Below are 25389 nucleotides of genomic sequence, written 5' to 3' on the forward strand. Positions count from 1 at the left end.
CAAAGAATGACGTCCTGGGGTGGGCAGCCTGTTTTTTGCCCAACCTACCCCGCGTTCACCACCCAAAATGCGACGTTGACATCCTTTAACCAGTTGTTGACTAGTTTATACCCCTGACGATCAATCATTGCATTTATTTTTACCAGTTGAAAGCACGCTTACATCTGAACTACAAAATGTCTGCATGAAACGATTTTTACCCTATCTCACCGGGTTGATCCTGTGTCTGTGTTCTTTTACCCTAAAAGCCGGTACCTACACCGCCAAGGCCAGCGGGAGCTGGTCTTCTGCCAGCACGTGGGTGCAGAATGCGGTGCCTACTTCCAGTGACACGGTCATCATTCCGGCCGGGATTTCGGTGAGCCTTACCGGGACGTACAATTCCACACAGAATGTCGATTATTTCAATAACCCCAGCTATATCTATGTATATGGCACGCTGACCCTGCTCAACGATCCCAGCGATCCCCCGGGAACGGGTGTGTTCTCCTGGCAGAACCGGGTAAGCATCGATGTCTATTCGGGTGGAGCCTTGAACGACAATACGACGGGAGGATCGATCAACTGGGTCGAAGGTTCCGTGATGTCCATTCAGACGGGCGGCAGTTATGGGTACGACATGGCGCTTATCTCCGCCCCTCCTACAGATCAGTTTTTTGATGAATCAAATAGCTACGAACTCGTTTTGAACCCGCCGACGCCGACAACGACGACGTTGCCGGGGCCCTATACCATGACGCTGACCAGCACCGGTTTTACCACATCCGGTGCGTTTGTCCAGCCGCCAACCGCTACGACGACCAGTGCTACCGCAGTCGATACCGCCAAGGGGACCCTGAACGGTACCGTTACGGCCAATGGGGAGAGCACCACCATTTCGTTTCAGTTTGACAAGACGTCCACTTTCAACAGCCCGTTTTTCACGACCACCACGGCCAGTCCGTCGACCACGTCCGGTAGTGCCAGCGTTTCGGCGACGGAGACGGGCCTTACCTATAGTACGCAATATTACTATCGTACGGTCGCCTCCAATGTAATGGGTACGTCGTACGGTACGACGCAGAACTTTATCACGGCGCCGGTCGTATATAATGTGTCCGTTCCCGCCAATGGTACGTATGGGGTTGGTTCCATATTTGTTTTTTCCATAGGATATACCTATATCTCAGGTGTTTCCCAGTTACCCCTGACCGTTACCGGGGGCACACCGTATATTACCCTCCAGATCGGCAATAAAACGAGAAAGGCGGTTTTCGATCACGCAGACCCAGCCAATCCGACCTTGTATTTCACGTACACGGTTCAGGCGGGTGACCTTGCCCCTGCCGGAATCACTCTTGGGCCCTCCATTGTTAAAAACGGGGCGTCTGTTCTGGACGGGTTCGGTAACCCGGCAGGTCTTTCCATCAGCGGGTCCCTCATCGCCGTTCCTTCCATGAGCGGCGTCATTGTCAATGCACCCGGCGCGCCCAACGTCACCACGAACGCGGCGACCGGCGTGACGACTTCCAGCGCGAACCTTTCCGGTGCGGTCGACGACAGCGGCGCCGCTACGACGGTGACCATGCTCTACGGCACCAGCGCCACCCTGACCGGTGCCAGCACGGTAACGGTCACCCCGTCCAGCATAGCGGCCGGAACGGGCAATACCCCCGTCAGCGCAAGCCTCAGCGGCCTCTCCTACAGCACGCAGTATTACTATCAGTTGTCTGCCACGAACGCGGCGGGGACGACCAACGGGACCATCAACAGCTTTACGACCGCGCCGGTCATTTATAGCATCGACGTGCCGCCAAGCCAGACATATACGGTTGGCCAGGTGTTGATCTTTTCGCTCCATTGGACCTATATCACCCAAGCCCCCCTGGTAGCCAATACCAGCGGCGGGGTGCCCTATTTCAATGTGATCCTGGGCAACAAGACGGAAAAGGCGGTCTTTGATCACGTGAATCCGACCGACGCCATCGCCTATTTCTTCTATACCGTACAGCCCGGCGATTTCACTTCCGGCGGGATGAGCCTCGGCCCCAACATTATCCTGAACGGCGGCACTATCGTCGATCAGTTCGGGGACCCCGTGGGTCTTTCCCTCAGTAACGCACCCATAACGCCACCGGTCATGACGGGGATCAATGTCAGTGCCCCGGAGCCCCCCATTGTTACGACAGGTTCGGCCGACCAGATTACCCCAACCGGAGCGACGATCTATGGTGCTGTCGACGACAGCGGCGCCACGACCGCGGTGACCTTCCGGTACTCGACCGACCCGGGTCTTGTCGGCGCGACCACCGTGAACGGGGTACTCAATTCCATCGCCGCCGGTTCGGGGAATACCACGGACTCAGCGGTCCTGACAGGGCTTCTTCCCAGCACCAAATATTATTACCAGGCGATCGGCCAGAACAGCCAGGGTTTTGCTACGGGTTTGATCCTCAACTTTACGACGGCGGCAGACGTTGCCCCGGTCGTAACGACTTCCGGCGGCGCCACGACCTTCTATGCTGTTGGTTCCGGTTCAACACCGGTCGTCGTAGACAATGCGGTGAGCGCAAGCAGCTCCGACCATACCACGCTGGCATCGGCTACAGTGACCATCGGTAGTTTCAGCGCAGGGGATCAGCTTAGCTTCAACAACACGGGCTCGTTTGGCAACATCACGTCGACCTGGGACAACACCACGGGAACGCTCACCCTGACCTCCACCTCCGCAAGCGCGACGATTGCGCAATGGACGGCTGCGTTAGAAGCCATTACTTTTGCCAACACTTCTTCGACGCCTGTCATCGGAAACCGGGTCATCTCCTTTGTCGTTAACGACGGGACGCTGAACAGCAGTGCCGCCACCAAGACTGTGACGGTGGCCCAGGGTCTTGTTTTTGCTTCCGGCACCAGCCAGAACGCTTCTTTCTGCGAGAATACCACGGCCAATACCATCAACGCTTTACTGGCGACCACCGACCTGGCGAACGGTCAAACCCTGACCTACACCGTTATCAGCGGCCCTGCCAATGGCACCCTTGGCGGCTTTCCCGGCACTGTTTCTTCAAACGGTGGCAATGTTACACCCTCTGGATTTACATACACGCCGACCTCCGGTTTCTCCGGTACGGACGCCTTTACGATACAAGTGTCCAACGGTTCCCTCACGGCGCAGACGACCATCAACGTCGTCGTAAACCCGCAGCCGGCCGTAACGGCTGTCAGCGGTCCCTCTACGATATGCGCTTCTGCGACCACTGCGCTCAGCAGCGGCCCCACAGGTGGTACGTGGAGTTCGGACAATACCGGCATCGCCACCGTTGACCCCGTCACCGGTATCGTAACCGGGCAAGCAGCAGGCACCACCAACATCCTGTATACGGTGACCAATGGGTACGGCTGCGTCGACAGTGCTTCCGAGGCGGTGACCGTCAATCCCACACCGGCTGCGCCCTCGGCCATCACCGGTGCTTCCGCCGTCAATAACGAACAAACCGGCGTCGCCTATTCCGTGTCCAGTGTGACCGGTGTCACCTACACCTGGAGCTACAGCGGCACCGGTGTTACGATCAACGGCACGGGCAACGCCGTCACCCTCGACTTTAGCGCCACCGCCACCAGCGGCACCCTTAGCGTGACCGCTACCAGCAATTGCGGTGTGGTCAGCGCCGCATCCACCCTGGCGATTGCGGTGAGCGCGCCCACCATTACGGTGGCGCCGGCGACGCTTCCGGCGGCTACCGTCGGGGCTTCCTACAATCAAGCTGTTTCGGCTACCGGTGGAAGTGGCACCTATACCTACGCCGTTACCAGCGGGGCTTTGCCTGCGGGGCTGAGCCTCTCCGGTGGTACCCTGTCGGGTACGCCCACTGCCGGCGGCACCTTCAACTTTACCATTACCGCTACCGACGCGGGTTCGTTTACGGGATCCCAGGCGTACACGCTGACGGTGAACGCCGCGACGATCGTTGTTTCGCCTTCTTCTTTGCCTGCGGCAACTGTTGGAGTGTCTTATAGCCAGTCCATTAGTGCTACCGGCGGCACCTCGCCCTATACTTATGTGGCTACTGGTCTTCCTGCGGGTCTGACGTTGGCATCAGACGGCACGCTGTCCGGTACGCCGACTGCCGGCGGCAGCTTTACGGTTACCGTTACGGCGACGGATGCTTCCACGGGCAGCGGTCCTTATCAGGGCACTCAGACGTATACGCTGACGGTGAACGCGGCAAGTGTTGTGGTGGCTCCGGCAACCCTGCCTGCGGCGACCGTTGGTGTTTCTTACAGTCAATCTATTTCCGCCACCGGTGGGACGTCGCCCTATACTTATGTGGCAACTGGTCTTCCTGCGGGCCTGACATTGGCATCCGACGGGACGTTGTCCGGCACACCGACAGCGGGCGGCAGCTTCACGGTCACCGTCACGGCTACGGATGCCTCTACGGGCAGTGGGCCTTATCAGGGTTCTCAGACGTACACGCTGACGGTGAACGCGGCGACGGTTGTTGTTTCGCCTTCTTCCCTGCCTGCGGCAACTGTAGGGGTGGCTTACAGCCAGTCCATCAGTGCCACCGGTGGCACATCGCCCTATACTTATGTGGCAACTGGTCTTCCTGCGGGTCTGACGCTGGCGTCCGACGGCACGCTGTCGGGTACGCCGACGGCGGGTGGTAGCTTCACAGTCACCGTCACGGCCACGGATGCCTCCACGGGCAGTGGTCCTTATCAGGGAACGCAGACGTACACGCTCACTGTGAACGCGGCAAGCGTTGTGGTTGCTCCTGCCACACTCCCTGCTGCTACCGTAGGCGTATCTTACAGTCAATCGATCAGCGCAACCGGCGGCACCTCGCCCTACACGTATGTAGCAAGTGGCTTGCCTGCGGGTCTGACACTGACGTCCGGCGGCGTACTGTCCGGCACGCCAACAGCCGGTGGCAGCTTTACGGTCACCGTCACGGCCACGGATGCCTCCACAGGCAGTGGTCCTTATCAGGGAACACAGACATACACGCTCACTGTAAACGCGGCAAGCGTTGTGGTTGCTCCTGCCACACTCCCTGCTGCTACCGTAGGCGTATCTTATAATCAATCGATCAGCGCAACCGGCGGTATATCCCCCTATACTTATGTAGCAACTGGTTTGCCCGCGGGTCTGACATTGGCATCTGACGGGACGCTGTCCGGCACGCCGACAGCCGGTGGCAGCTTTACGGTCACCGTCACGGCTACAGATGCCTCTACAGGCAGCGGGCCCTATCAGGGCACTCAGACGTACACGCTGACGGTGAACCCGGCGACGATCGTGATTGCCCCGGCAACTTTGCCCGCGGCGACTGTAGGTGTATCTTATAATCAAACCATCACTGCTTCTGGTGGTACATCGTCCTATACTTATGTGGCAAGTGGCCTTCCTGCTGGTCTGACATTGACGTCCGGCGGCGTGCTGTCCGGTACACCAACAACTGGCGGCAGCTTCACAGTCACTATCACGGCTACAGATGCCTCTACAGGCAGCGGGCCTTATCAGGGCACTCAGACGTACACGCTCACTGTGAACGCGGCAAGCGTTGTGGTTGCACCAGCAACCCTCCCTGCGGCGACGGTCGGTGTATCTTATAATCAAGTAATCAGCGCCACTGGCGGCACCTCGCCCTACACGTATGTAGCAAGTGGCTTGCCTGCGGGTCTGACACTGACGTCCGGTGGCGTGCTGTCCGGCACGCCAACAACGGGCGGCAGCTTCACTGTCACTATCACCGCTACGGACGCTTCCACGGGCAGTGGTCCTTATCAGGGAACACAGACCTACACGCTGACGGTCAACGCAGCGACCATAACCGTTGCCCCGGCAACCTTGCCAGCAGCTACCGTCGGTGTATCTTATAATCAAGTAATCAGCGCCACTGGCGGCACCTCGCCCTACACGTATGTAGCCAGTGGCTTGCCTGCGGGTCTGACACTGACGTCCGGCGGCGTGCTGTCTGGCACACCGACCGCGGGCGGCAGCTTCACAGTCACTATCACCGCTACGGACGCTTCCACGGGCAGCGGTCCTTATCAGGGAACGCAGACCTACACGCTAACGGTCAACGCAGCGACCATAATCGTCGCCCCGGCAACCTTGCCAGCAGCTACCGTCGGTGTATCTTATAATCAAGTAATCAGCGCCACTGGCGGCACCTCGCCCTACACGTATGTCGCAAGTGGCTTGCCTGCGGGTCTGACACTGACGTCCGGCGGCGTACTGTCCGGCACGCCAACAGCGGGCGGCAGCTTCACAGTCACTATCACCGCTACGGACGCTTCTACAGGCAGCGGTCCCTATCAAGGAACACAGACCTACACGCTAACGGTCAACGCAGCGACCATAATCGTCGCCCCGGCAACCTTGCCCGCAGCTACCGTCGGTGTTTCTTATAATCAAACGATCACCGCAACCGGTGGTACGAGCACCTATACTTATGTCGCAAGCGGTCTCCCAACTGGTCTGACATTGACGTCCGGCGGCGTACTGTCCGGCACGCCAACAGCGGGCGGCAGCTTCACAGTCACTATCACCGCTACTGACGCTTCCACGGGCAGCGGTCCCTATCAAGGAACACAGACCTACACGCTGACGGTCAACGCAGCGACCATAACCGTCGCCCCGGCAACCTTGCCCGCAGCTACCGTCGGTGTTTCTTATAATCAAACGATCACCGCAACCGGTGGTACGAGCACCTATACTTATGTCGCAAGCGGTCTTCCCGCGGGTCTGACATTGACATCCGGCGGGGTACTGTCCGGCACGCCAACAGCGGGCGGCAGCTTCACAGTCACTATCACCGCTACGGATGCTTCCACGGGCAGCGGTCCTTATCAGGGAACGCAGACCTACACGCTAACGGTCAACGCAGCGACCATAATCGTCGCCCCGGCAACCTTGCCCGCAGCTACCGTCGGTGTTTCTTATAATCAAACGATCACCGCAACCGGTGGTACGAGCACCTATACTTATGTCGCAAGCGGTCTTCCCGCGGGTCTGACACTGACATCCGGCGGCGTACTGTCGGGCACCCCGACAGCCGGCGGCAGCTTCACAGTCACTATCACCGCTACAGACGCCTCCACGGGCAGCGGTCCTTATCAGGGAACACAGACGTACGCGCTGACGGTGAACGCAGCGACCATATCCGTCGCCCCGGTAACCTTGCCAGCAGCTACCGTCGGTGTGTCTTATAATCAAACGATCACCGCAACCGGTGGCACAAGCGCCTATACTTATGTCGCAAGCGGTCTTCCCGCGGGTCTAACATTGACATCCGGTGGAGTGCTGACCGGCACCCCGACAGCCGGCGGCAGCTTCACAGTCACTATCACCGCTACAGACGCTTCTACTGGCAGCGGTCCTTATCAAGGAACGCAGACGTATACGCTGACGGTGAACGCTGCGACGATCGCGGTAGCACCGGCAACACTGCCGGCGGCCACCGTAGGAGCCTCCTATAGTCAGACGATCAGCGCGACCGGCGGTACGTCGCCCTATACCTATGCCGCAACCGGTCTGCCCGCCGGCCTGTCATTAACATCAGGCGGCACGCTGTCCGGCACGCCTACAGAGGGCGGCAGCTTCAACATTACGATCACGGCCACCGACGCCTCCACGGGTAGTGGCCCCTACAAAGGAACGCAGACGTACACCCTGACGGTAAACGCCGCGACGATCGCGATCAGCCCGTCCACCCTGCCTGCCGGTGCTGTCGGCATCGCGTATAGCCAAACCCTCACCGCAAGCGGCGGTACGGCGCCCTATACGTATACAGCAAGTGGTCTGCCCGCGGGGCTCACCTTGGCATCAGACGGCACGCTGTCCGGCACGCCAACAGCGGGTGGCACATTCAACGTCACGATTGTCGCCACCGACGCCTCCACGGGCAGCGGCCCCTATCACGGATCTCAGTCCTACACCTTGACGATCAATGCATCGGCGATCACGATAGCCCCGGCTACACTGCCTGCAGCGACGATCGCTGTCAACTACAGCCAGACGCTAAGTGCGACCGGCGGTACCAGCCCCTACACGTATGCGGTAACCGGCGGCAGCCTCCCGGCGGGCCTAAGCCTGGCCACCGACGGCGCGCTGTCCGGTACCCCCACGGCGGGCGGCAGCTTCACCTTTACAGTAACGGCTACGGACGCCTCCACGGGTGCGGGCCCCTATAAAGGGTCTACCACGTACACGTTGATCGTAAACGCCCCCGCGGCGATCGTTCTAAGCCCGAGCACCTTGCCGGCCGGCGCTTATGGACAAGCTTATGCAGGCGCTACCATCACGGCCACCGGTGGCACGTCTTCCTATACGTATGCAGTCACCAGCGGTAGCCTGCCGCCCGGCATCAGCCTCGGCACTGACGGGGTCTTGTCCGGCACACCTACGGCTGTCGGGAGTTATTCCTTCACGGTTACGGCCACCGACGCTTCCACGGGTGCAGGACCTTACAAGGGTTCCAATACCTACTCCATAACGGTAGGCAAAGCCCTTCTGACCATCACCGCCAACGATCAAAGCATGACGTACGGCGGAACGGTACCCGCCCTCACGGTCACCTATAGCGGCTTTATCAACGGGGACAACAGCAGCAGCCTTACCATCCAGCCGACCGCCTCCACCGCGGTTACGCCAGCCACCGGGGTAGGCCAATACCCGATCACCGTAAGCGGGGCTGTGGATCCCAACTATAGCATCACTTATGTCAACGGTACGATGACGGTCAACCCGGCCACGTTGTTGGTAACGGCCGCGCCCGAGACCCGGTATTACAATACGCCGAATCCCACCCTGACGTATACGTACAGCGGGTTTGTAAACGGGGATAATGCCTCCGTCCTGACCTCTGTACCGACGATCAGCACAACGGCGGTTCAGACCTCGCCTCCGGGTCAGTACCCGATCACCCTGAGCGGTGGCGTAGCGCACAACTATACCCTCACATATCAGGACGCCGTGTTGACGGTGCTCCAGTCACTGTCAAACCTGATCACCTTTAATACACTTCCCGTGAAGACGTACGGTGATCCCGACTTTACGATTTCGGCCACGGCCAACTCCGGGCTGCCGGTGACGTTTGTCTCCAGGGACAATTCGATCGCCACGGTTACCCAGGATGCTACCGGCAATTGGGTCGTCCATATCGTAGCGGCAGGCCAGGTGACGATTGCGGCCACCCAGGCCGGGGACGGTCAGTATGCACCGGCACCTGAAGTGGATCAAAGCCTGCAGATCAACAAGGCCGACCAGACCATCACTTTCCCGGTCCTGTCTGCCACGGCAACAACCGGTACGTCCGTTACGCTGGCGGCCACGGCCAGCTCCGGATTACCCGTGACCTATACGATCTCGGATCCCACGCTGGCGACCATTATAGGGAACAAACTGGAATTTACCGGTTCGGGTACGGTCACCGTCACCGCCACACAGGACGGGGACAACGACTACAACGCGGCTACACCCGTCAGCTATACGATTACCATATACAGCGGGGCCGGGTTCCAGTCGCACATCGGGATATTCCCCAATCCGGCACACGGAACGCTGCACATCCGCTTCAGCTCCGACTACCTCATCACGAAATACATCATGTTCTCGATCAATGGTGCGGTCGTGCGTGGGGAAACCGATGTGACCAACAACAGCAACGATATCCCGGTTGATATCTCCAACCTCAGCCCGGGATACTACCTGGTGCGGGTGGTGTGTATCCGCAACAACGAGCTGGTGTACCCGGTATTCAAGATCCTGGTGTTCTAAAACGTCTTCATCGTGTGTGTAATATGAGGGGCTCCCGGGAGGGGGCCCCTCCCTTTTGGGGGCGCCAAAAACGGGCGCCGCGGGCAGGCGGTGGCCAGCGGCGGCGCCCGCAGCCCCCAAAGCGCAGCTTTTCGGCCAATCGCCCGTTTTAACAGGTGAAAACCAGCCGCACTGTTTAAACAAAAGCCGCAAAAAGGGCATCTATATTCCAAAATTGTTCAGTCATGATAAAGACAGGAATATTCTCTCTCTTATTTATTGCCGGCGGCCTGCTCGCCAAGGCCCAAGACACCGGGGTACAAACTTCTGATACCACGCATCCTCATAATATGCACCGGGCCTGGAGTCAGGGCCCGAATGGCGCTCAGGGACCCGGCCAGCGCTGGGGAGGCGAAGGGTTCGCCCATCGCGGAATGCACCCCGGCGGTGAAGGATTCGCCCACATGGGCATGCCCCCCGTGCATTATACCCCCGAACAACGCAAACAGGTCATGGCCATCAACACCGAATACCGCCGCAAACAGGACGACCTCTACAAACAGGACAACCTGACCCTCGGCGCCTACAAGAGCCAGCTCGTTGCCCTCCAAAAGGAGAAAAAAGCCAAACTCAAAGCACTGATCACCCCCGAGCAACAGCAACAAATCGACCGCTGGAAAAGCCGGGCCTCCGAAAACGCCCAGGTCATGGCCGCCGCCCGCCTGGAGCGTATGAAGATCCGTCTCCAGCTCACCGACGACCAGGAAGCAAAGATCAAGACCCAGGATGAGGCTTTCCGCACCCAGATTCGCGGCATCCGTGAGAACGACGACCTGTTGCCGGAGCAAAAGAGGGAGCAGATGCAGGAATTATTTTCCAAGCAAAAAGATGCCATGGCGGCCATCCTGACGCCCGATCAACAGGCGAAGCTCAAGACTTTTGGCGCCGGCCACGGCCGTTTCGACGGCGGTCACCGGATGGACGCTCCAGCAAACAATTAGCTATAGTAACAAAAGGATAAGAAAAAGTAAGGAATGCGCTCCGGGCCAACCCGGGGCCTTTTTTTATCCCTGTAAATACGGGAAGGCTCCTGTTTTACCGGGGATCTTTATTGCACTAATATTGTAAGTATTGCTAATAATAAGTTTTTGTTCACAGCCTGGAATAAAAGGACAGTAAGGCGCTCTTACCTTAGTTGTCAAATCACCATGCCATGAACTCAGAAATTGCCGGGGACAAGCAGTACAAGAAGTGGCTCGTCGAAATGAAGGACAGGATCCGGGGGGCGCAGATAAGGGCGGTCATCAGTGTGAGCAAGGAGTTGCTCAATTTGTATTGGGAGTTAGGAAAAGATATTTTGGGAAAAAAAGCCTTGGCAAAATGGGGTGATGGGCTGATCGACCAATTATCAAAAGACCTGTCCTCTGCCTTTCCTGGGAATAAGGGCTTTTCCAAAAGGAATCTATTTTATATAAAGCGTTGGTATTCATTATATAAGGAGGCTGACCCAATAGTGCAGCAGCTTGTTGCACAAATTCCCTGGGGCCACAACATCGATATCCTGACAAAGACTTCCAGTATTGAGGAAGCAACATTTTACGTTCGCGGTACACGTTGCCACAGGCCGATCTGGCGAGGGACACATTGAAGAGTTCTTACAATTTTGACTTTTTGTCTTTGGGCAGCGATCCCTCGGAACGGGATGTGGAAAAGGGGCTTTTGGCCCATCTTCAGAAATTCATGCTCGAACTTGGTCAAGGTTTTGCGTTTATGGGAAGTCAGTATCATCTTGAAGTGGACGATGAAGACTTTTACATGGACATGCTTTTTTACCACACCCGCTTGCGTTGTTATTGTGTACTTGAGATCAAGACCACTCCTTTTAAACCAGAGTATGTCGGTAAACTTAATTTCTATCTAAATGTGGTAAACGCCCAATTGAGGCAGGATGGGGATCAGCCGAGCATTGGAATCCTTTTGTGCAAAACACCCAATAAGGTAACAGTGGAATATGCCTTGCAAAATATCACAGGGCCTATGGGCGTAACAGAATATCAAATCATGGCTTCCTTGCCGGACTCCATAAAATATTCCCTCCCGTCAAAGGAAGACTTAGAAGAACAATTGACATAAATCGAGGCTATTTATAGCCACAATTGTGCAACGGCTCGTTGCACTAATTATGACCCGGGGCGGAATTTCTCAAATAATTGATAATGAATGGAATGCTATTTACGACCACGATTGTGCCACAACCTGTGGCACAATTTGTCTCACAAGTTGTGAGACTTTTTTAACCAATTGATAATGAATTGAATATCGTCTATGGCCAGTGGCCGCCAATTGTGCGAAGACTCGTTGCACTAATTGTCCCACAACTTGTGGGACTAATGTGGTCAAATAAGCACGCAGGCGAAAAAGCTTAAAACTGCAACGTAAACGTCGTCCCCTCCCCAACAATAGATTGCACCTGTATATTCCCCTTATGCAACATCATAATCTGCTTCGCCAGGGAGAGCCCGATCCCCGACCCATTCCGCTTGGTAGAAAAGAAGGGAATAAAGATCTTATCCATCACCTCCTCCGGCATCCCGGCCCCGTTATCGGTGACCTTTAGCAACGTTTTCTTGGAAACATTTTGCAACCCGCTGAGGGTAATCTTGGGTTGTTCCTGGTCGCGGACCGCCTCGACGGCGTTGACGATGAGGTTGATGAGGACCTGTTCGACGAGGCTGGTGTCGGCTTCGAGGATGAGGCTGGGGTCTTTGAGGATGACGTCGAGCTCGATTTGTTTTTGGTCGAGGTTGGGCGCCATGAGGTGGTGGAGGTTTTCAAAGACGTCGCGGACGTAGACCTTTTTGATGTTGAGGGTGGTGATCTTGTTTAAATTCCGGTAGGTCTCGGCAAACTTCAACAACCCTTCGCTGCGTTTTTTGATGGTTTCGATGCCGACGGCGAGGTCTTCCATGGGGGTGTCTTTGGGTAGCGAGGGGACAATGCGCTGAAGACGCGTACCGAGGGTGTCGGCGAGGGAAGAGATGGGCGCCACGGAGTTCATGATCTCGTGGGTCATGACGCTGAGGAGCTTTTGCCAGGCCTTGGACTCGGTTTCGTCGAGGGCTTCGTTGACGTTTTGGAAGGCGATGAGTTTGTATTTGCGGCCTTCGGTCTGGAAGGCGGTGGCGCTGAGCAGTAACTTATAGGTTTGGAGACCGGTGTGGGCGGTCGCAATGACGTTTTCGCCGAGGGGGAGGGACATGATCTCGTGGTAGAGGCTCCAGTCGCGTTTGGACAACGCGTGGATCGTCTTTAAATAAGGGACCTGCAACAAATTGCGGAGGGCCTCGTTCATCCAGACGACCTCACCCGAAGAGATCTCGTAGGAAAGGATACCGGTGTTGACGAGCTCCAGGATCTTTTGCAGGTATTGGTATTGGGTTTCTTTTTCGTTGCTGATGACCTTGAAGGCGTGGTTGAGCTCGTTAAAGCCTTTGCGGAGGGGCTGGAGCTCGGCGGGGGCGTGACGGACGTCGAAGTGGCGGGAAAAGTCGCGGTATTGGACGGCCTCGACGAATTGCTCGACCTCGGTTTGTATCTTTTTGTTGAAGCGGTAAAAACCGCCGAGTTGCCAAAGGACGGCGATGGAGAGGATGACCTCGTAGACGGACTGGCCTTTGAGGATGACAAACGAGAGCAGGATGAGGGTGCCGAAAAGGAAACCCACGCGGAGCAGGATGCTCCATTCATATCTTCTAAATATCATATTTACTCAGTCTCCTATATAAGGCGGTGCGGGTCAGGCCCAGTTCTTTGGCCGCCTTGGTGATGTTGCCGTTGTGTTTTTCAATGACCTGCAGGATGGTGGTCTTTTCGATGGAGCTCAGGTTCAATACCGTCTTTTCCTCGGCTTCTTCGATGGGCACGGATTCGATGGGGGAAAAAATAAGGTCCCGGGCATTCAAGACGGTCCGGTCGCTCATGATGATCGCGCGCTCGATGGTGTATTGGAGTTCGCGGACATTGCCGGGGAAGTGGTACCGCTGGAGTTTCAACAGCGCTTCTTCGTCGAATTCGATGGCGGGCTTCAAATATTTTTCGGCATACACCTTTGCAAAGTGCCGGGCGAGCATGAGGATGTCGGGCGCCCGTTTGCGCAGGGGAGGAATGGTGATTTCGACGGTATTGATCCGGTAGATGAGGTCCTTCCGGAAACGGTGCTCGTTGGCGAGCTCCGCAAAAGGAAGGTTGGTAGCGCACAACAACCGGATGTTGATGGGCACGGGGGTATTGGAACCGAGCCGGGTCACCATGCGGTTTTGAAGGACGGTGAGGAGCTTGGCCTGCTGGGAAAGGCTGATGTTGCCGATTTCATCAAGGAAAAGGGTCCCGCCGTCGGCGGACTCGAAGCGGCCCACCCGGTCTTCCTTGGCGTCGGTATAGGCGCCCTTTTTGTGACCAAACAGTTCGCTTTCGAAAAGGGTTTCGGTGAGCGCGCCCACGTCGACCTTTACAAAGGGTTTGGCGGCGCGGAGGGAACGTTCGTGGATGGCCCTGGCCACGAGGTCCTTGCCGGTTCCGTTTTCACCGAGGATGAGGATGTTGGCATCGGTGGGGGCGATCTTTTCGATCTTAAAGAAAATATCCTGCATGGCATCGGACACGCCGAGGAGCTCGGTTCCGATGATCATGCTCTCCGAACGGCCGGAGGCGGTTTTATCCTTGGAGGTCCCTCCCAGGGCGTCTTCTATGGTATCAACCAGTTTTTCGTTGTGCCAGGGTTTAACGACGAAGTCGGAGGCGCCTTCTTTCAGGGACCGGACGGCGAGGTCTATGTCACCATAAGCAGTGATCATAATGACGGCGACCTCCGGTTTGATCTCCTTGATGCGCTTCAGCCAGAAAATGCCCTCGTTGCCCGTGTTGATGGACGCGTTGAAGTTCATGTCCAGCAAGATGAGGTCGGGGGAAAACTTGGACAGGATCGAAGGAATATTTTCCGGATTTTTCTCCGTCACCATTTCCTTCACTTCGGGTTTGAGCAGGAGGCGTACCGCGGTGAGTACGTCTTGGTCGTCGTCGATCGCCAGGATGTTTGCCTTTTTTAACTTCATAGTATTTGCGCAGCTTCTACAAGCATACCATAAAGCTAAAGCATTGGGAATGAATAATAATGCCCTACCGATATAGGGGGGCTGTATCGGGAGCGTACGAAAAGTGTATCGTTTCCGTACACCCCTTTGGGGGGATAAACCGCAACGTATTGATTTGTAGTGTTTTAAGATTCTGGCACCCGTTTGTTATACCTTCACGGCATGGACAGAGTCATCAAAAAAAAGAAATGGAATTCGAAGCGCATCCTCACCATCCTGGGGATAACGGCCCTCGTCGCATTGATCGTGGGCAGCTTCCTTATGGCGAGCGGTAAAACCAAATTGAACGTGGACGCGGAGCGGATTACGATCAGCGAAGTGACCAAGGGACCGTTCCAGATGTTTATCCCCGTCAACGGCGTGGTGATGCCGATCGAAACCATCTATATCCCTGCCGAGGATGGGGGCAAGGTAGAAGAACGGTATGTGGATGACGGATCCATGATGAAAAAGGGCGATCCCATCCTCCGGTTGAGCAACCCGGACGTGGAGTTGAACCTGGCCAACCAGGAAACCCAGGTGTTCAACACCCTTACCCAGATGAACATCCAAAAGACCCAGGCGGACGTCAATACGGTGGCCAAAAAGAACGAGCTGGCGGACGTCACTAACGCCTATAACGAGGCCCTGCGCGCGTACACGGTGGACAAAAAGCTGTTTGCCCAGCACGCCATCGGGTCCCAGGAAATGACAACGGCAGAGAATACCTATCACTATAATTTGAAGAAAAAAGAGCTGGCGGAACAAATCCTGATTCAGGACTCCATTTCGAATAAAGAACAGTTCCTGCAGGCAGAACAATACTATCAGAAGATGCAGGGCACCCTGCAGATGATGCGGCAAAAGGTCGCCGACCTGGTGGTCCGCGCCCCGGTCGACGGACAGCTGACTTCCCTGGATGCGGACCTCGGCATGAACAAAAATAAGGGCGACCAGCTCGGGCAAATCGACGTCCTGACAAGCTATAAGGTACGGGTGGACGTAGACGAGCACTATATATCGCAGGTGTTTAACGGGCTGAGGGGCTTTTTCGAATTCGCCGATTCTACGTATAACCTGGAAATCCGCAAGGTGTTTACCGCGGTCAAAACCGGGGGGACGTTCCAGGTGGATATGTATTTCCTGGGCCATATCCCCAAGGGGATCCGCAGGGGGCAAACGCTCCAGATCCACCTGAACCTGAGCGATACGAGCCAGGCCATCCTGATCCCCAAAGGCGGGTTTTACCAGCAGACGGGAGGAAACTGGATCTTCAAGCTAAGCTCCGACGGCAAAACCGCTTACCGCCAGGACATCCAGCTGAACCGCCAAAGCCCCGACTACTATGAGGTGGTCTCCGGTGTCAAACCCGGCGACAAGGTGGTCACCAGCAGCTATGACAATTACGAACACATACAAGAACTCGTTATTAACCGGTAAATAAAACAACTATGATCAAAATCACAGGGCTTGAGAAGATGTACCGCACCGAAGAAGTGGAAACGGTAGCGCTCAACAAACTGACAATGGAAGTAAAGGAAGGGGAGTTTGTGGCGGTGATGGGGCCTTCGGGCTGCGGTAAATCCACTTTACTCAATATCCTGGGTATGCTCGACGACCCCGATGGCGGGAGCTTCGTGTTCAACGGGATCGAAGTCGCGCACTATAACGAACGCAGACGCGCCGACCTCCGCAAGCACAACATCGGCTTCGTGTTCCAGAGCTTTAACCTGATCGACGAGCTGACGGTTTTTGAAAACGTAGAGCTGCCGTTGATCTATACCGGTGTCAAGGCCGCCGAACGGAAAAAAAGGGTCGAAGAAGTGCTGACCAAGGTGCAGATCATGCACCGGCGGAACCACTTCCCCCAGCAGCTCTCCGGTGGTCAGCAACAGCGCGTGGCCGTGGCCCGCGCGGTGGTCAACCACCCCAAGCTGATCCTGGCGGACGAACCGACGGGTAACCTGGACTCTTCCAACGGGAACGAGGTCATGCAGCTCCTCACAGAGCTCAACGAACAAGGCACGACCATCGTGATGGTGACGCACAGCGAACATGATGCCCGGTACAGCCACCGGATCATCCGGATGCTGGACGGCCAGACGGTGACGGAAAACATTCTTGTATAATAAAAGGACAAAAAGTATAGCCATGAAGACAATCATCCTGGCCCTCGGCCTACTGGTCAGCGCCACCCTCAGCGCCCAAGACAAACCTTATCTGACCAAGTCCTTTGCGGGCTCGGCGATTTCGGAGGTGGAGGTGGAAACCTCCGGCGGCGGTATCCAGATGGTGGGCACGGACCCCTCCCAGTCCAGGGTGGAGGTGTATATCCGTGGCAACAACGGCCGGGAATTGTCCAATGCAGCAATAGCCGAAAGACTGGACAAATATTATATCGTCAAGATCACGCTGGAGAACGGCAAGCTGACGGCTACCTGCAAGCAAAAAGAACATGATCGCTGGAACAGCGACCACCTGAACATCGGCTTCCATGTCTACGCACCCACCAGTGCGTCCACCCACCTCAACACCAGCGGGGGCGGGATCAAGATCAGCCACCTGAAGGGAGGGGCGCAGATGTTCAACACTTCGGGGGGCGGCCTGGAAGTCAGTGATATCACCGGCAAGATCGACGGATCTACCTCCGGGGGCGGCATCCATGTCGACCATTGTTCGAATAGTATACGCCTGACCACCAGCGGAGGCGGTATCCACGCCGACCACCTGGACGGAAGCATCTACCTGGAAACCTCCGGTGGCGGCCTGGAGCTCACAAACCTGTCCGGTACCATCGAAGCCGGTACCAGCGGCGGCGGCGTCCATGGACACAATATCACCGGCGACCTGAAGACCAGTACCTCCGGCGGTTCGATCGACCTGGACAACCTCGCCTGCACGCTGGACGGTTCCACGAGCGGGGGTGGGGTACACGTCACCATGACGGGCCTCGGGAAATACGTCAAGCTGAGCACCTCGGCGGGTAGCATTTCCCTGAGCATCCCCTCCGGCAAGGGCCTGAACCTGGACCTGGACGGCAACCGGGTAGAGGCTGAAGGACTCGGCGGCATCAACGGATCGATATCGAAAGATCATATCAGCGGCACAGTAAACGGCGGTGGGATACCCGTCCACCTGGATGCGAACAGCGGCCACGTGTTGCTGACCGCAAAATAACAGTCATCACATTTTGAGGGAGCGCTACCTCAGTAATACTATTTGGTATGCTTGTAGTAAACTACCTGAAGGTTGCCTGGCGCAACCTCATGAAGAGCAAGGCGTTTTCCTTCATCAACGTCTTTGGGTTGTCGGTGGGCCTCGCCTGCTGCATGCTGATCACGCTGTACATCTTACACGAGACCGGCTACGACCGTTATCATAAAAATATTGACCGCCTCTACCAGGTAGGGACTACCTTTATCACGGAAGGCGTCGAGCACCGGCAGGGTTCTTCACCCTCGCCGCTGGCACCGCTGATGAAGACCGTGTTCTCCCAGGTGGAGGCCACTGCCCGGCTGAAGCCCTTGTTCGAAGACAAGACGTTGTTACAGTACCGCACCGCGAGCGGCGATCTTCAATCCCTGTTTGAAGAGAAGGGTGGGCTGGCCGATTCCAATTTCTTCCAGTTATTCACCTACAACTTTATAGAGGGGAACCCGAATACCGCGATGGATGACCCTTACGGGATGGTCATTTCGGAAGAGATCGCGCAGAAAATGTTCGGGAGCGCCCCCGCCCTTGGGAAAACCATCCACATCAGCAGCAATACCAACGGGGACCACGACTATGCCGTAACGGGCGTCTTCCGCCCGGCCGGCCAGCCGTCGCACATCGATATGCGTTTTTTCCTGTCCATGTATGGGGGCTATTACGGGGCTTTTCTCAAAAGGACCACGAACCTCGCGAACAACAACCAGTTCTATACCTACATATTGTTAAAACCCGGGGCCGACGCAGGCGCCATCGAACGGCAGTTCCCGGCCTTTGTGGATACGTATGAGGGGAAGGACCTGAAGGAAGCCGGATTTACCAAAAAGCAATTCCTGTTGCCCGTACGGGATATCCACCTGTATGCGCACACCGAAGACGGATATGACATTACGCAGGGGGGCAGCGCCCCGTCCCTGTATATTTTAGGGTGCATTGCCGTATTCACCCTCCTGATCGCCTGTGTCAACTTTATGAACCTGGCCACAGCCCGGTCCGCGAAGCGGTCCTCGGAGGTGGGGGTACGCAAGGCACTGGGCGCGCACCGCAGCGCCCTGGTGTACCAGTTCTTAGGGGAGGCGTTGTTGATGGCACTTATTGCCTTTGGGTTCGCCCTGCTCCTGACGTATGCAGCCTTCCCCGGGTTCGGGTACCTGGCGGGGAAGGACATCCATATCGACGCCCCCCGGCTTTGGGCCCTGGGCGGGGCATTTTTCATCCTGGCGCTGATCACGGGGCTGATCTCCGGCAGCTATCCCGCTTTCTACCTGTCTTCCTTCCAGCCGGTGCGGATCATGAAAGGGCGGTCATCGGGCACGCTGGCCGCCGCCTCGCTGCGAAAAGGGCTGGTGGTTTTCCAGTTTATCATCTCGGTCATGCTCATCGTGGCCTCCGTGGTGATCAACCGCCAAATGCGCTTTGTACGGGAGGCCGACCTGGGGTTTGCCAAGGACCGGCAATTAGTGGTTCCCTTGCGGAGTACCGACGCCCAAAAATTGTTTACGACGTTCAAGACGATGCTGGCCGCCGACCCGCGTATCCTCTCTACGTCCGGGAGTTCCGCCTATCCCGGGATCGACAACCCGAATGACCAGGTCCTGTACGCCGAGGGCAAAACGGTCAACGACGCCTACGACGTGAAACTGAACTATACCGACTTCGATTTCCTGCAAACGCTCGGTGTGCAGCCAGTCGCCGGGCGGCTTTTTTCCAACCGATTCCCTACGGACAGCGTGGACGGGATCGTGATCAACCAGCGGGCAGTGAAGGAGATGGGCTATACGCTAGCGAATGCGGTGGGACATAAGGTATACAGTTCTTTCCAGGGCCATACACAAGCCTACAGAATCGTAGGCGTGGTAAAGGACTTCCATTTTGCGGACCTGCACGTCCTCATAGACGCGTATGGTGTGATGGTGAACAGCGTGTTCAACAACTTCAATTACCTGATCGTGCATATGTCCCCCGGTGACCCGGCGCCGGTGATCGCTTCCATACAACAGACATGGAAGCGGCTCAACCCGGGGGAACCCTTCGAATATACTTTCCTGGACCAGCAATTTCAAAAGAACTATGACGCCGATACGCGGCTGGCTGACATCGTGGCCTACTTTACCGCTATTGCCATCGGCATTTCCTGTTTGGGCCTGCTGGGCCTGGCCGCCTTCAGCGCCGAGCAAAGGACGAAGGAAATCGGCATCCGGAAAGTCCTGGGGGCAAGCCCGGCGGGGATTGTGGTGATGTTGTCGGGCGACTTCATGAAGCTGGTGATCCTGTCTATCGCGGTGGCGTCACCGCTCGCCTGGCTGGCCATGCGGCGCTGGCTTCAGGACTTCGCCTACAAAACGACGATCGACTGGACGGTTTTTGCGCTGACGGCGCTGGCGGCCATCGTCATCGCGCTCGTGACCATCAGTACCCAGGCCGTCCGGGCGGCCACCACCAGTCCCGTAAAAAGTCTAAGATCAGAATAGTATACGCCCATGATCAAAAACTATCTCCTCGTAGCATTCCGGAACCTGTGGCGTCACAGGGCCTTCTCGCTGATCAACATCCTCGGCCTTACTGTAGGGTTGACCGCCTTTTTCCTCATCTTTCTGTACGTCCGGTTCGAACTGAGCTATGACAGCTTCAATACCAAGGCCGACCGGATTTACCGGGTGGTGGCGGACATCAAGACACCTACGGAAACCCTCAATTCGGGCGGACCCGCCTGGGCCGTAGGGGCCTTTATCAAAAAAGAATTCCCGGATGAGGTGGAAGCCGCCGTCCGGACGGATGAAAATAGTTTCCTGTTCCGGCGCGGGGACGTCAAATACCAGGAAGAACATTCTCTTTTGGCAGACTCCGATTTCTTCAAGGTGTTCGACTTTAAGCTGATCCATGGCGACCCGGCCACTTGTCTGAGGGAGCCGATGAGCGTGGTGTTGACGGAGTCCGCGGCCAAAAAATATTTTGGCTCGGAGAACCCGATGGGGAAAACCCTGATCATGACCTCTGACAATTTCAACACACAGGTCACGGGGGTGATGAAGGATATGCCGGAGAACTCGCAGATCAAAGCGGATGTGATCGTATCCATGACGACACGGACCTCACGGGCCCGTAGACTCGATTCGGCCTGGGGCAATTATGGGAACAGGACCTTTATTCTGCTCAAACCGGGCATCAATTATAAGTCCTTTCAAAACCGGCTCCCCGCCTTCCTGGACAAATACGACGGCGGGGAGATGAAGTCGTCCCAAATGTTCCCCACGCTTTTCCTGGAACCGCTCCGCTGGGTCTATCTCTATTCCACCCGGGACGACAGCAAGACGGGGCACATCACCAATGTCTACACCTTTACCATCGTTGCGTTGTTTATCCTGCTCATCGCTTGTTTCAATTTCGTCAACCTGACGACTGCCCGGGCGGCCGAGCGGGCGCGGGAGGTGGGCATCCGGAAGGTGGTCGGTGCGGTAAAGACCCAATTGTCCCGGCAGTTTATCGGTGAAAGCGTCGTGCTTTGCCTGATCGCCTTTATTCTTGCTTTAGCGTTGACGTCCGCGTTGCTCCCTTCGTTCAATAACCTCAGCGGGAAGGTCATCAGTCATACTATTTTTACCCATCCGCAATACATCCTTGTCCTCCTGGCAGTCGCCCTGGGCGTCGGCATCCTGGCGGGGATCTATCCCGCACTCGTGTTGTCTTCCTTTAAACCGGTGGAAACACTAAAGGGCCGGTTTTCTACGGGGACCCACGGCGTTTTTCTGAGACGGGGACTGGTCGTGGTGCAATTTACCATTTCCATCGGGCTGATCATCGGGACGATCATCGTTTACTCGCAGATGATGTATATGCGGAACGCGGACCTGGGTTTTAACAAAACCCAGAAGCTCGTCATCGACACCGAGGGAGACCCCGCGCGGATGGCGTTTCGCAATGCCCTGACCACCCTGCCGAATGTGCGCTCGGTCTCTATGGCGGGGAGTGTCCCGGGGGGTGATAACCCGGGGGCGTATTCGCAAATCCAGAACGTAAAAGGAGAAATGCAAATCGCCAACCTGGACCTTTATTTCGTCGACTTTGACTATATCCCTCAATACCAGATGAAGATCATCGCCGGCCGGGCCTTTTCAAGGGATTTCGGGTCGGACACCACCCAGGCCATGATCGTCAACGAAGCGGCTGTAAAGGATTTTGGGTACCGTTCGCCGAAAGACATCATCGGCCGCAAGTTCGACCAGTGGGGGAGAAGCGGGATGATCATCGGGGTCGTCAAGGACTTTCACTTCCATTCCCTCCAGGAAGTCATCAAACCCCTGAGCATCCGGATCGAGCCCGACGGGTGTTACCTGGTGACCGCGGAAGTGCCTTCGGGACCTCAGCTCCCGGAGACAATCGCCGCGATCGAAAAAGAGTGGAAAAAAGACATGCCGCACCGCCCGTTCAGCTACTATTTTCTGGATGAATATTTCGACCGCCAGTACCGGGCCGAGGACCGGTTTGGGAAACTGTTCCTGGACTTTGCGATCCTGGCCATCTTCATCTCCTGTCTGGGGCTGCTCGGCCTGGCGAGCTACAGCACCTTGCAACGGACCAAGGAGATCGGCATCCGCAAGGTGTTGGGCGCCTCGGTCAGGGGTATCGTAGGGCTTCTGTCGAAGGAATTCGTGTTGTTGGTAGGGGTTGCCTTCGTGGTAGCCACGCCCGTCGCCTGGTATCTCATGAACCGCTGGCTCCAGGATTTTGCCTATAAGGTCAGCATCGCCTGGTGGGTCTTTGCCGCGGCGGGCCTAACCGCACTGGTGATCGCCTTGCTGACGGTCAGCTTCCAGGCGATAAGGGCGGCGCTGGCCAATCCTGTTCAAAGCTTAAGAACTGAATGATATGCTTAAGAACTACCTTATTGTCGCTTTCCGGAACCTTTGGAAAAACAAAGGTTTTTCCGCGATCAATATAGCCGGTCTGGCCGTTGGCCTGGCCACCTGTCTGCTGATCCTGTTCTTCGTGCTCGATGAGCTGGGGTATGACCGGTATAACGAAAAAGCCGACCGCATCTATCGCGTCGACGCCGACCTCCGTTTTGGCGGGAACCACTTCGTCCTGGCGGTGGACCCGGATCCCATGGGACCCACGCTTAAAAAAGACTATCCCGAAGTAGAGCAGTACGTCCGTTTCCGCGGATACTGGAACAGCTTCCTGGTACGGAAAGACAATCAGAATATCCAGGAGAACAATGTCATCTATGCGGACTCAACGCTCTTTGACGTTTTTACACTGCCCATGATCCAGGGTGATCCCAAAACGGCCCTGGTAGCGCCTTCCAGCGTGGTCATCACCGAATCGGTGGCGCGGAGGTATTTCAATACGGATCAGGCCGTAGGTCGCGTCCTGACGGTGAACGACTCCGTTCCGTACAAAGTGACCGGGGTGATCCGGGACATGCCCACCCAGTCCCACTTCCATTTCGACATCTTCATCTCCATGGCGTCTAACCCAGACAGCCGCCAGAACATCTGGGTATCCAACAATTACAACACCTATATCGTCCTGAGGAAGGGGGCCGACCCCAAGCGGCTCGATGCACAATTCGACGGCCTGGTCGACCGGTATCTGATGCCCCAGGCGGCGCAAATCCTAAACATCAGCGCGGATGCCTTCCGCAAACAGGGCAACTTTGCGCACTACATGCTGACGCCCCTGACGTCCATCCACCTCCATTCCAACAAAACGGCGGAGCTGGGGGCCAATGGCGACATACAGTATATCTATATTTTTTCCGCGGCGGCCTTGTTCATCCTGCTCATCGCCTGTGTCAATTTTATGAACCTGTCCACGGCCCGGTCCGCCGGCCGCGCCAAGGAAGTGGGCGTGCGTAAAACGCTGGGCTCGCTGAGGCAAAACCTGATCGGCCAGTTCCTCACCGAATCCATCCTGGTCAGCCTGATGTCCCTCGTTCTGGCCATGTTGTTGGTGGAACTGGCGTTGGGGTCCTTCAATCATCTTGCGGGTAAAGACATGCAGCTTCACCTGCTGGACCGGCCCGGTTTGATCGGGGTGCTCCTGGGGATTGCCCTGGTGGTGGGTTTGCTGGCGGGCGCCTATCCGGCCTTCTACCTGTCCAGCTTCCGGCCGATCAAGGTCCTCAAGGGTGTCTTGTCCACCGGGTTTAGAACCGGCTGGCTCCGGAGCACGCTGGTGGTCTTCCAGTTCTCGATCTCTATTTTTCTGATCGTGGGTACCGTGGTGATCTACAACCAACTCCAGTTTATCCGGCACAAAGACGTCGGGTTTAACCGCGAGCAGGTGTTGATCGTTTCCAATACACAGGTCCTTGGAAAGCAGGCCACCGTCTTCAGGAATGAACTGCTGCGCCTGGGCGGTGTCGAGGACGTGACGGTCACCGGGTATTTGCCCACGAGCAGTAACCGGGACGACAATCCTTTGTTCCAGGATGCCACGCTCGATCCCAAAAAAGCGATCTCCCTCCAGATATGGGGGGTGGATGAACACTATATCCCCACATTGGGGATGCGGATGTCGGAAGGACGGAATTTTTCCAGCCAATTCCCGACCGACTCCATCGGCATCATCGTCAATGAAGCCGCTGTAAGACTATTGGGGACGACCAGGCCCCTTGACAAAAACCTGTACGCCCTCCGGGATTTCCGGGGCGGCAATGCGCCCGGGAATGTACAAACCCTGCACATCATCGGCGTTGTGAAGGATTTCAACTTCAATTCCCTGAGGGAAGTGGTGACCCCCCTGGCCTTGTATGTAGGGAGCGCCCCTGGCGGGGTAGCCATCCGCATGCACACCAACGACCTGCCCGGTCTGCTGGATAGGGTCCGGAACCTATGGACGTCGATGGCGCCGTCCCAGCCCTTCAGCTACTCGTTTATGGACGACGACTTCAACCGGATCTACGCCTCGGAGCAACGGATGGGCGGGATCGCGCTTTTCTTTGCGTCCCTGGCCATTTTCGTCGCCTGCCTTGGCCTTTTCGGGCTCGTTACCTACGCAGCGGAACAGCGCACCAAAGAGGTGGGCATCCGCAAGGTATTGGGCGCCTCCGTGGCCAATATCGTCACCCTGCTCTCCAGGGATTTCCTGGGGCTGGTTGTCGTGTCCCTGTTGATCGCCTTCCCCCTGGCCTGGTGGGCCATGCACCACTGGCTGGAGGACTTTGCCTACCACGTCTCCATCGGCTGGTGGGTCTTTGCCGCTTCCGGCGCGATGGCCCTCCTGATCGCGTTGGGGACGGTGAGTTTCCAGGCCATCAAGGCTGCGCTCGCCAATCCCGTCAAAAGCCTAAGAACCGAATAA

Annotated in this window: 12 protein-coding genes; 10 read left to right on the forward strand and 2 right to left on the reverse strand. The window is 56.6% G+C overall.

Annotated elements, in window-relative coordinates:
- The first annotated feature begins 184 nt into the window (after nt 1-184).
- The 4 genes from EDB95_RS25935 to EDB95_RS27595 all read left to right on the forward strand — a co-directional run bounded on the left by EDB95_RS25935 (nt 185) and on the right by EDB95_RS27595 (nt 11878).
- The gene (locus EDB95_RS25935) at nt 185-9766 is read left to right on the forward strand and encodes a putative Ig domain-containing protein (protein WP_133999571.1); all 9582 of its coding nucleotides are present in this window, start codon (nt 185-187) and stop codon (nt 9764-9766) included.
- Nucleotides 9767-9990: 224 nt separating this feature from the next.
- Nucleotides 9991-10746: a hypothetical protein gene (locus tag EDB95_RS25940; RefSeq protein WP_133999574.1), complete on the forward strand. Its 756-nt coding sequence runs from the start codon at nt 9991-9993 to the stop codon at nt 10744-10746.
- Nucleotides 10747-10958: 212 nt separating this feature from the next.
- On the forward strand, nt 10959-11393 hold the full coding sequence (locus EDB95_RS27590; protein WP_211352218.1) for a DUF1016 N-terminal domain-containing protein: 435 nt from the start codon (nt 10959-10961) through the stop codon (nt 11391-11393).
- Nucleotides 11394-11416: 23 nt separating this feature from the next.
- Entirely contained in the window at nt 11417-11878 is a 462-nt protein-coding gene (locus EDB95_RS27595) for a PDDEXK nuclease domain-containing protein (protein WP_211352220.1), read from the forward strand.
- Between the two features lie 289 nt (nt 11879-12167).
- Here the strand turns inward: EDB95_RS27595 and EDB95_RS25950 are convergent, their stop codons facing one another.
- Together EDB95_RS25950 and EDB95_RS25955 are read right to left on the reverse strand one after the other, a co-directional pair.
- Nucleotides 12168-13508, reverse strand: a complete 1341-nt coding sequence (locus tag EDB95_RS25950; protein ID WP_133999577.1) for a sensor histidine kinase — start codon at nt 13506-13508, stop codon at nt 12168-12170.
- A complete protein-coding gene (locus EDB95_RS25955; protein WP_133999579.1) occupies nt 13498-14856 on the reverse strand; it encodes a sigma-54-dependent transcriptional regulator in 1359 nt (452 codons plus the stop codon). Before EDB95_RS25955 ends, EDB95_RS25950 begins: the two co-directional genes overlap by 11 nt.
- Before the next feature lie 201 nt (nt 14857-15057).
- On the opposite strand from EDB95_RS25955, the gene EDB95_RS25960 reads away from it, so the two are divergent.
- Genes EDB95_RS25960 through EDB95_RS25985 form a run of 6 tightly spaced genes read left to right on the forward strand, consistent with a single transcriptional unit; the run spans nt 15058 to nt 25389 of the window.
- Nucleotides 15058-16314, forward strand: coding sequence for an efflux RND transporter periplasmic adaptor subunit (locus EDB95_RS25960; RefSeq protein WP_133999582.1), 1257 nt, complete (start codon nt 15058-15060; stop codon nt 16312-16314).
- An 11-nt stretch (nt 16315-16325) separates the two neighbouring features.
- On the forward strand, nt 16326-17003 hold the full coding sequence (locus EDB95_RS25965; RefSeq protein WP_133999585.1) for an ABC transporter ATP-binding protein: 678 nt from the start codon (nt 16326-16328) through the stop codon (nt 17001-17003).
- Between the two features lie 22 nt (nt 17004-17025).
- A complete protein-coding gene (locus EDB95_RS25970; RefSeq protein WP_133999588.1) occupies nt 17026-18051 on the forward strand; it encodes a DUF4097 family beta strand repeat-containing protein in 1026 nt (341 codons plus the stop codon).
- Nucleotides 18052-18098: 47 nt separating this feature from the next.
- Nucleotides 18099-20555, forward strand: a complete 2457-nt coding sequence (locus tag EDB95_RS25975) for an ABC transporter permease (RefSeq protein ID WP_211352221.1) — start codon at nt 18099-18101, stop codon at nt 20553-20555.
- Between the two features lie 9 nt (nt 20556-20564).
- Complete coding sequence (locus tag EDB95_RS25980) at nt 20565-22949, forward strand: ABC transporter permease (RefSeq protein ID WP_133999591.1); 2385 nt, start codon at nt 20565-20567, stop codon at nt 22947-22949.
- A 1-nt stretch (nt 22950) separates the two neighbouring features.
- The gene (locus EDB95_RS25985; protein ID WP_133999594.1) at nt 22951-25389 is read left to right on the forward strand and encodes an ABC transporter permease; all 2439 of its coding nucleotides are present in this window, start codon (nt 22951-22953) and stop codon (nt 25387-25389) included.

The organism is Dinghuibacter silviterrae, assembly GCF_004366355.1.
Classification (GTDB): domain Bacteria; phylum Bacteroidota; class Bacteroidia; order Chitinophagales; family Chitinophagaceae; genus Dinghuibacter; species Dinghuibacter silviterrae.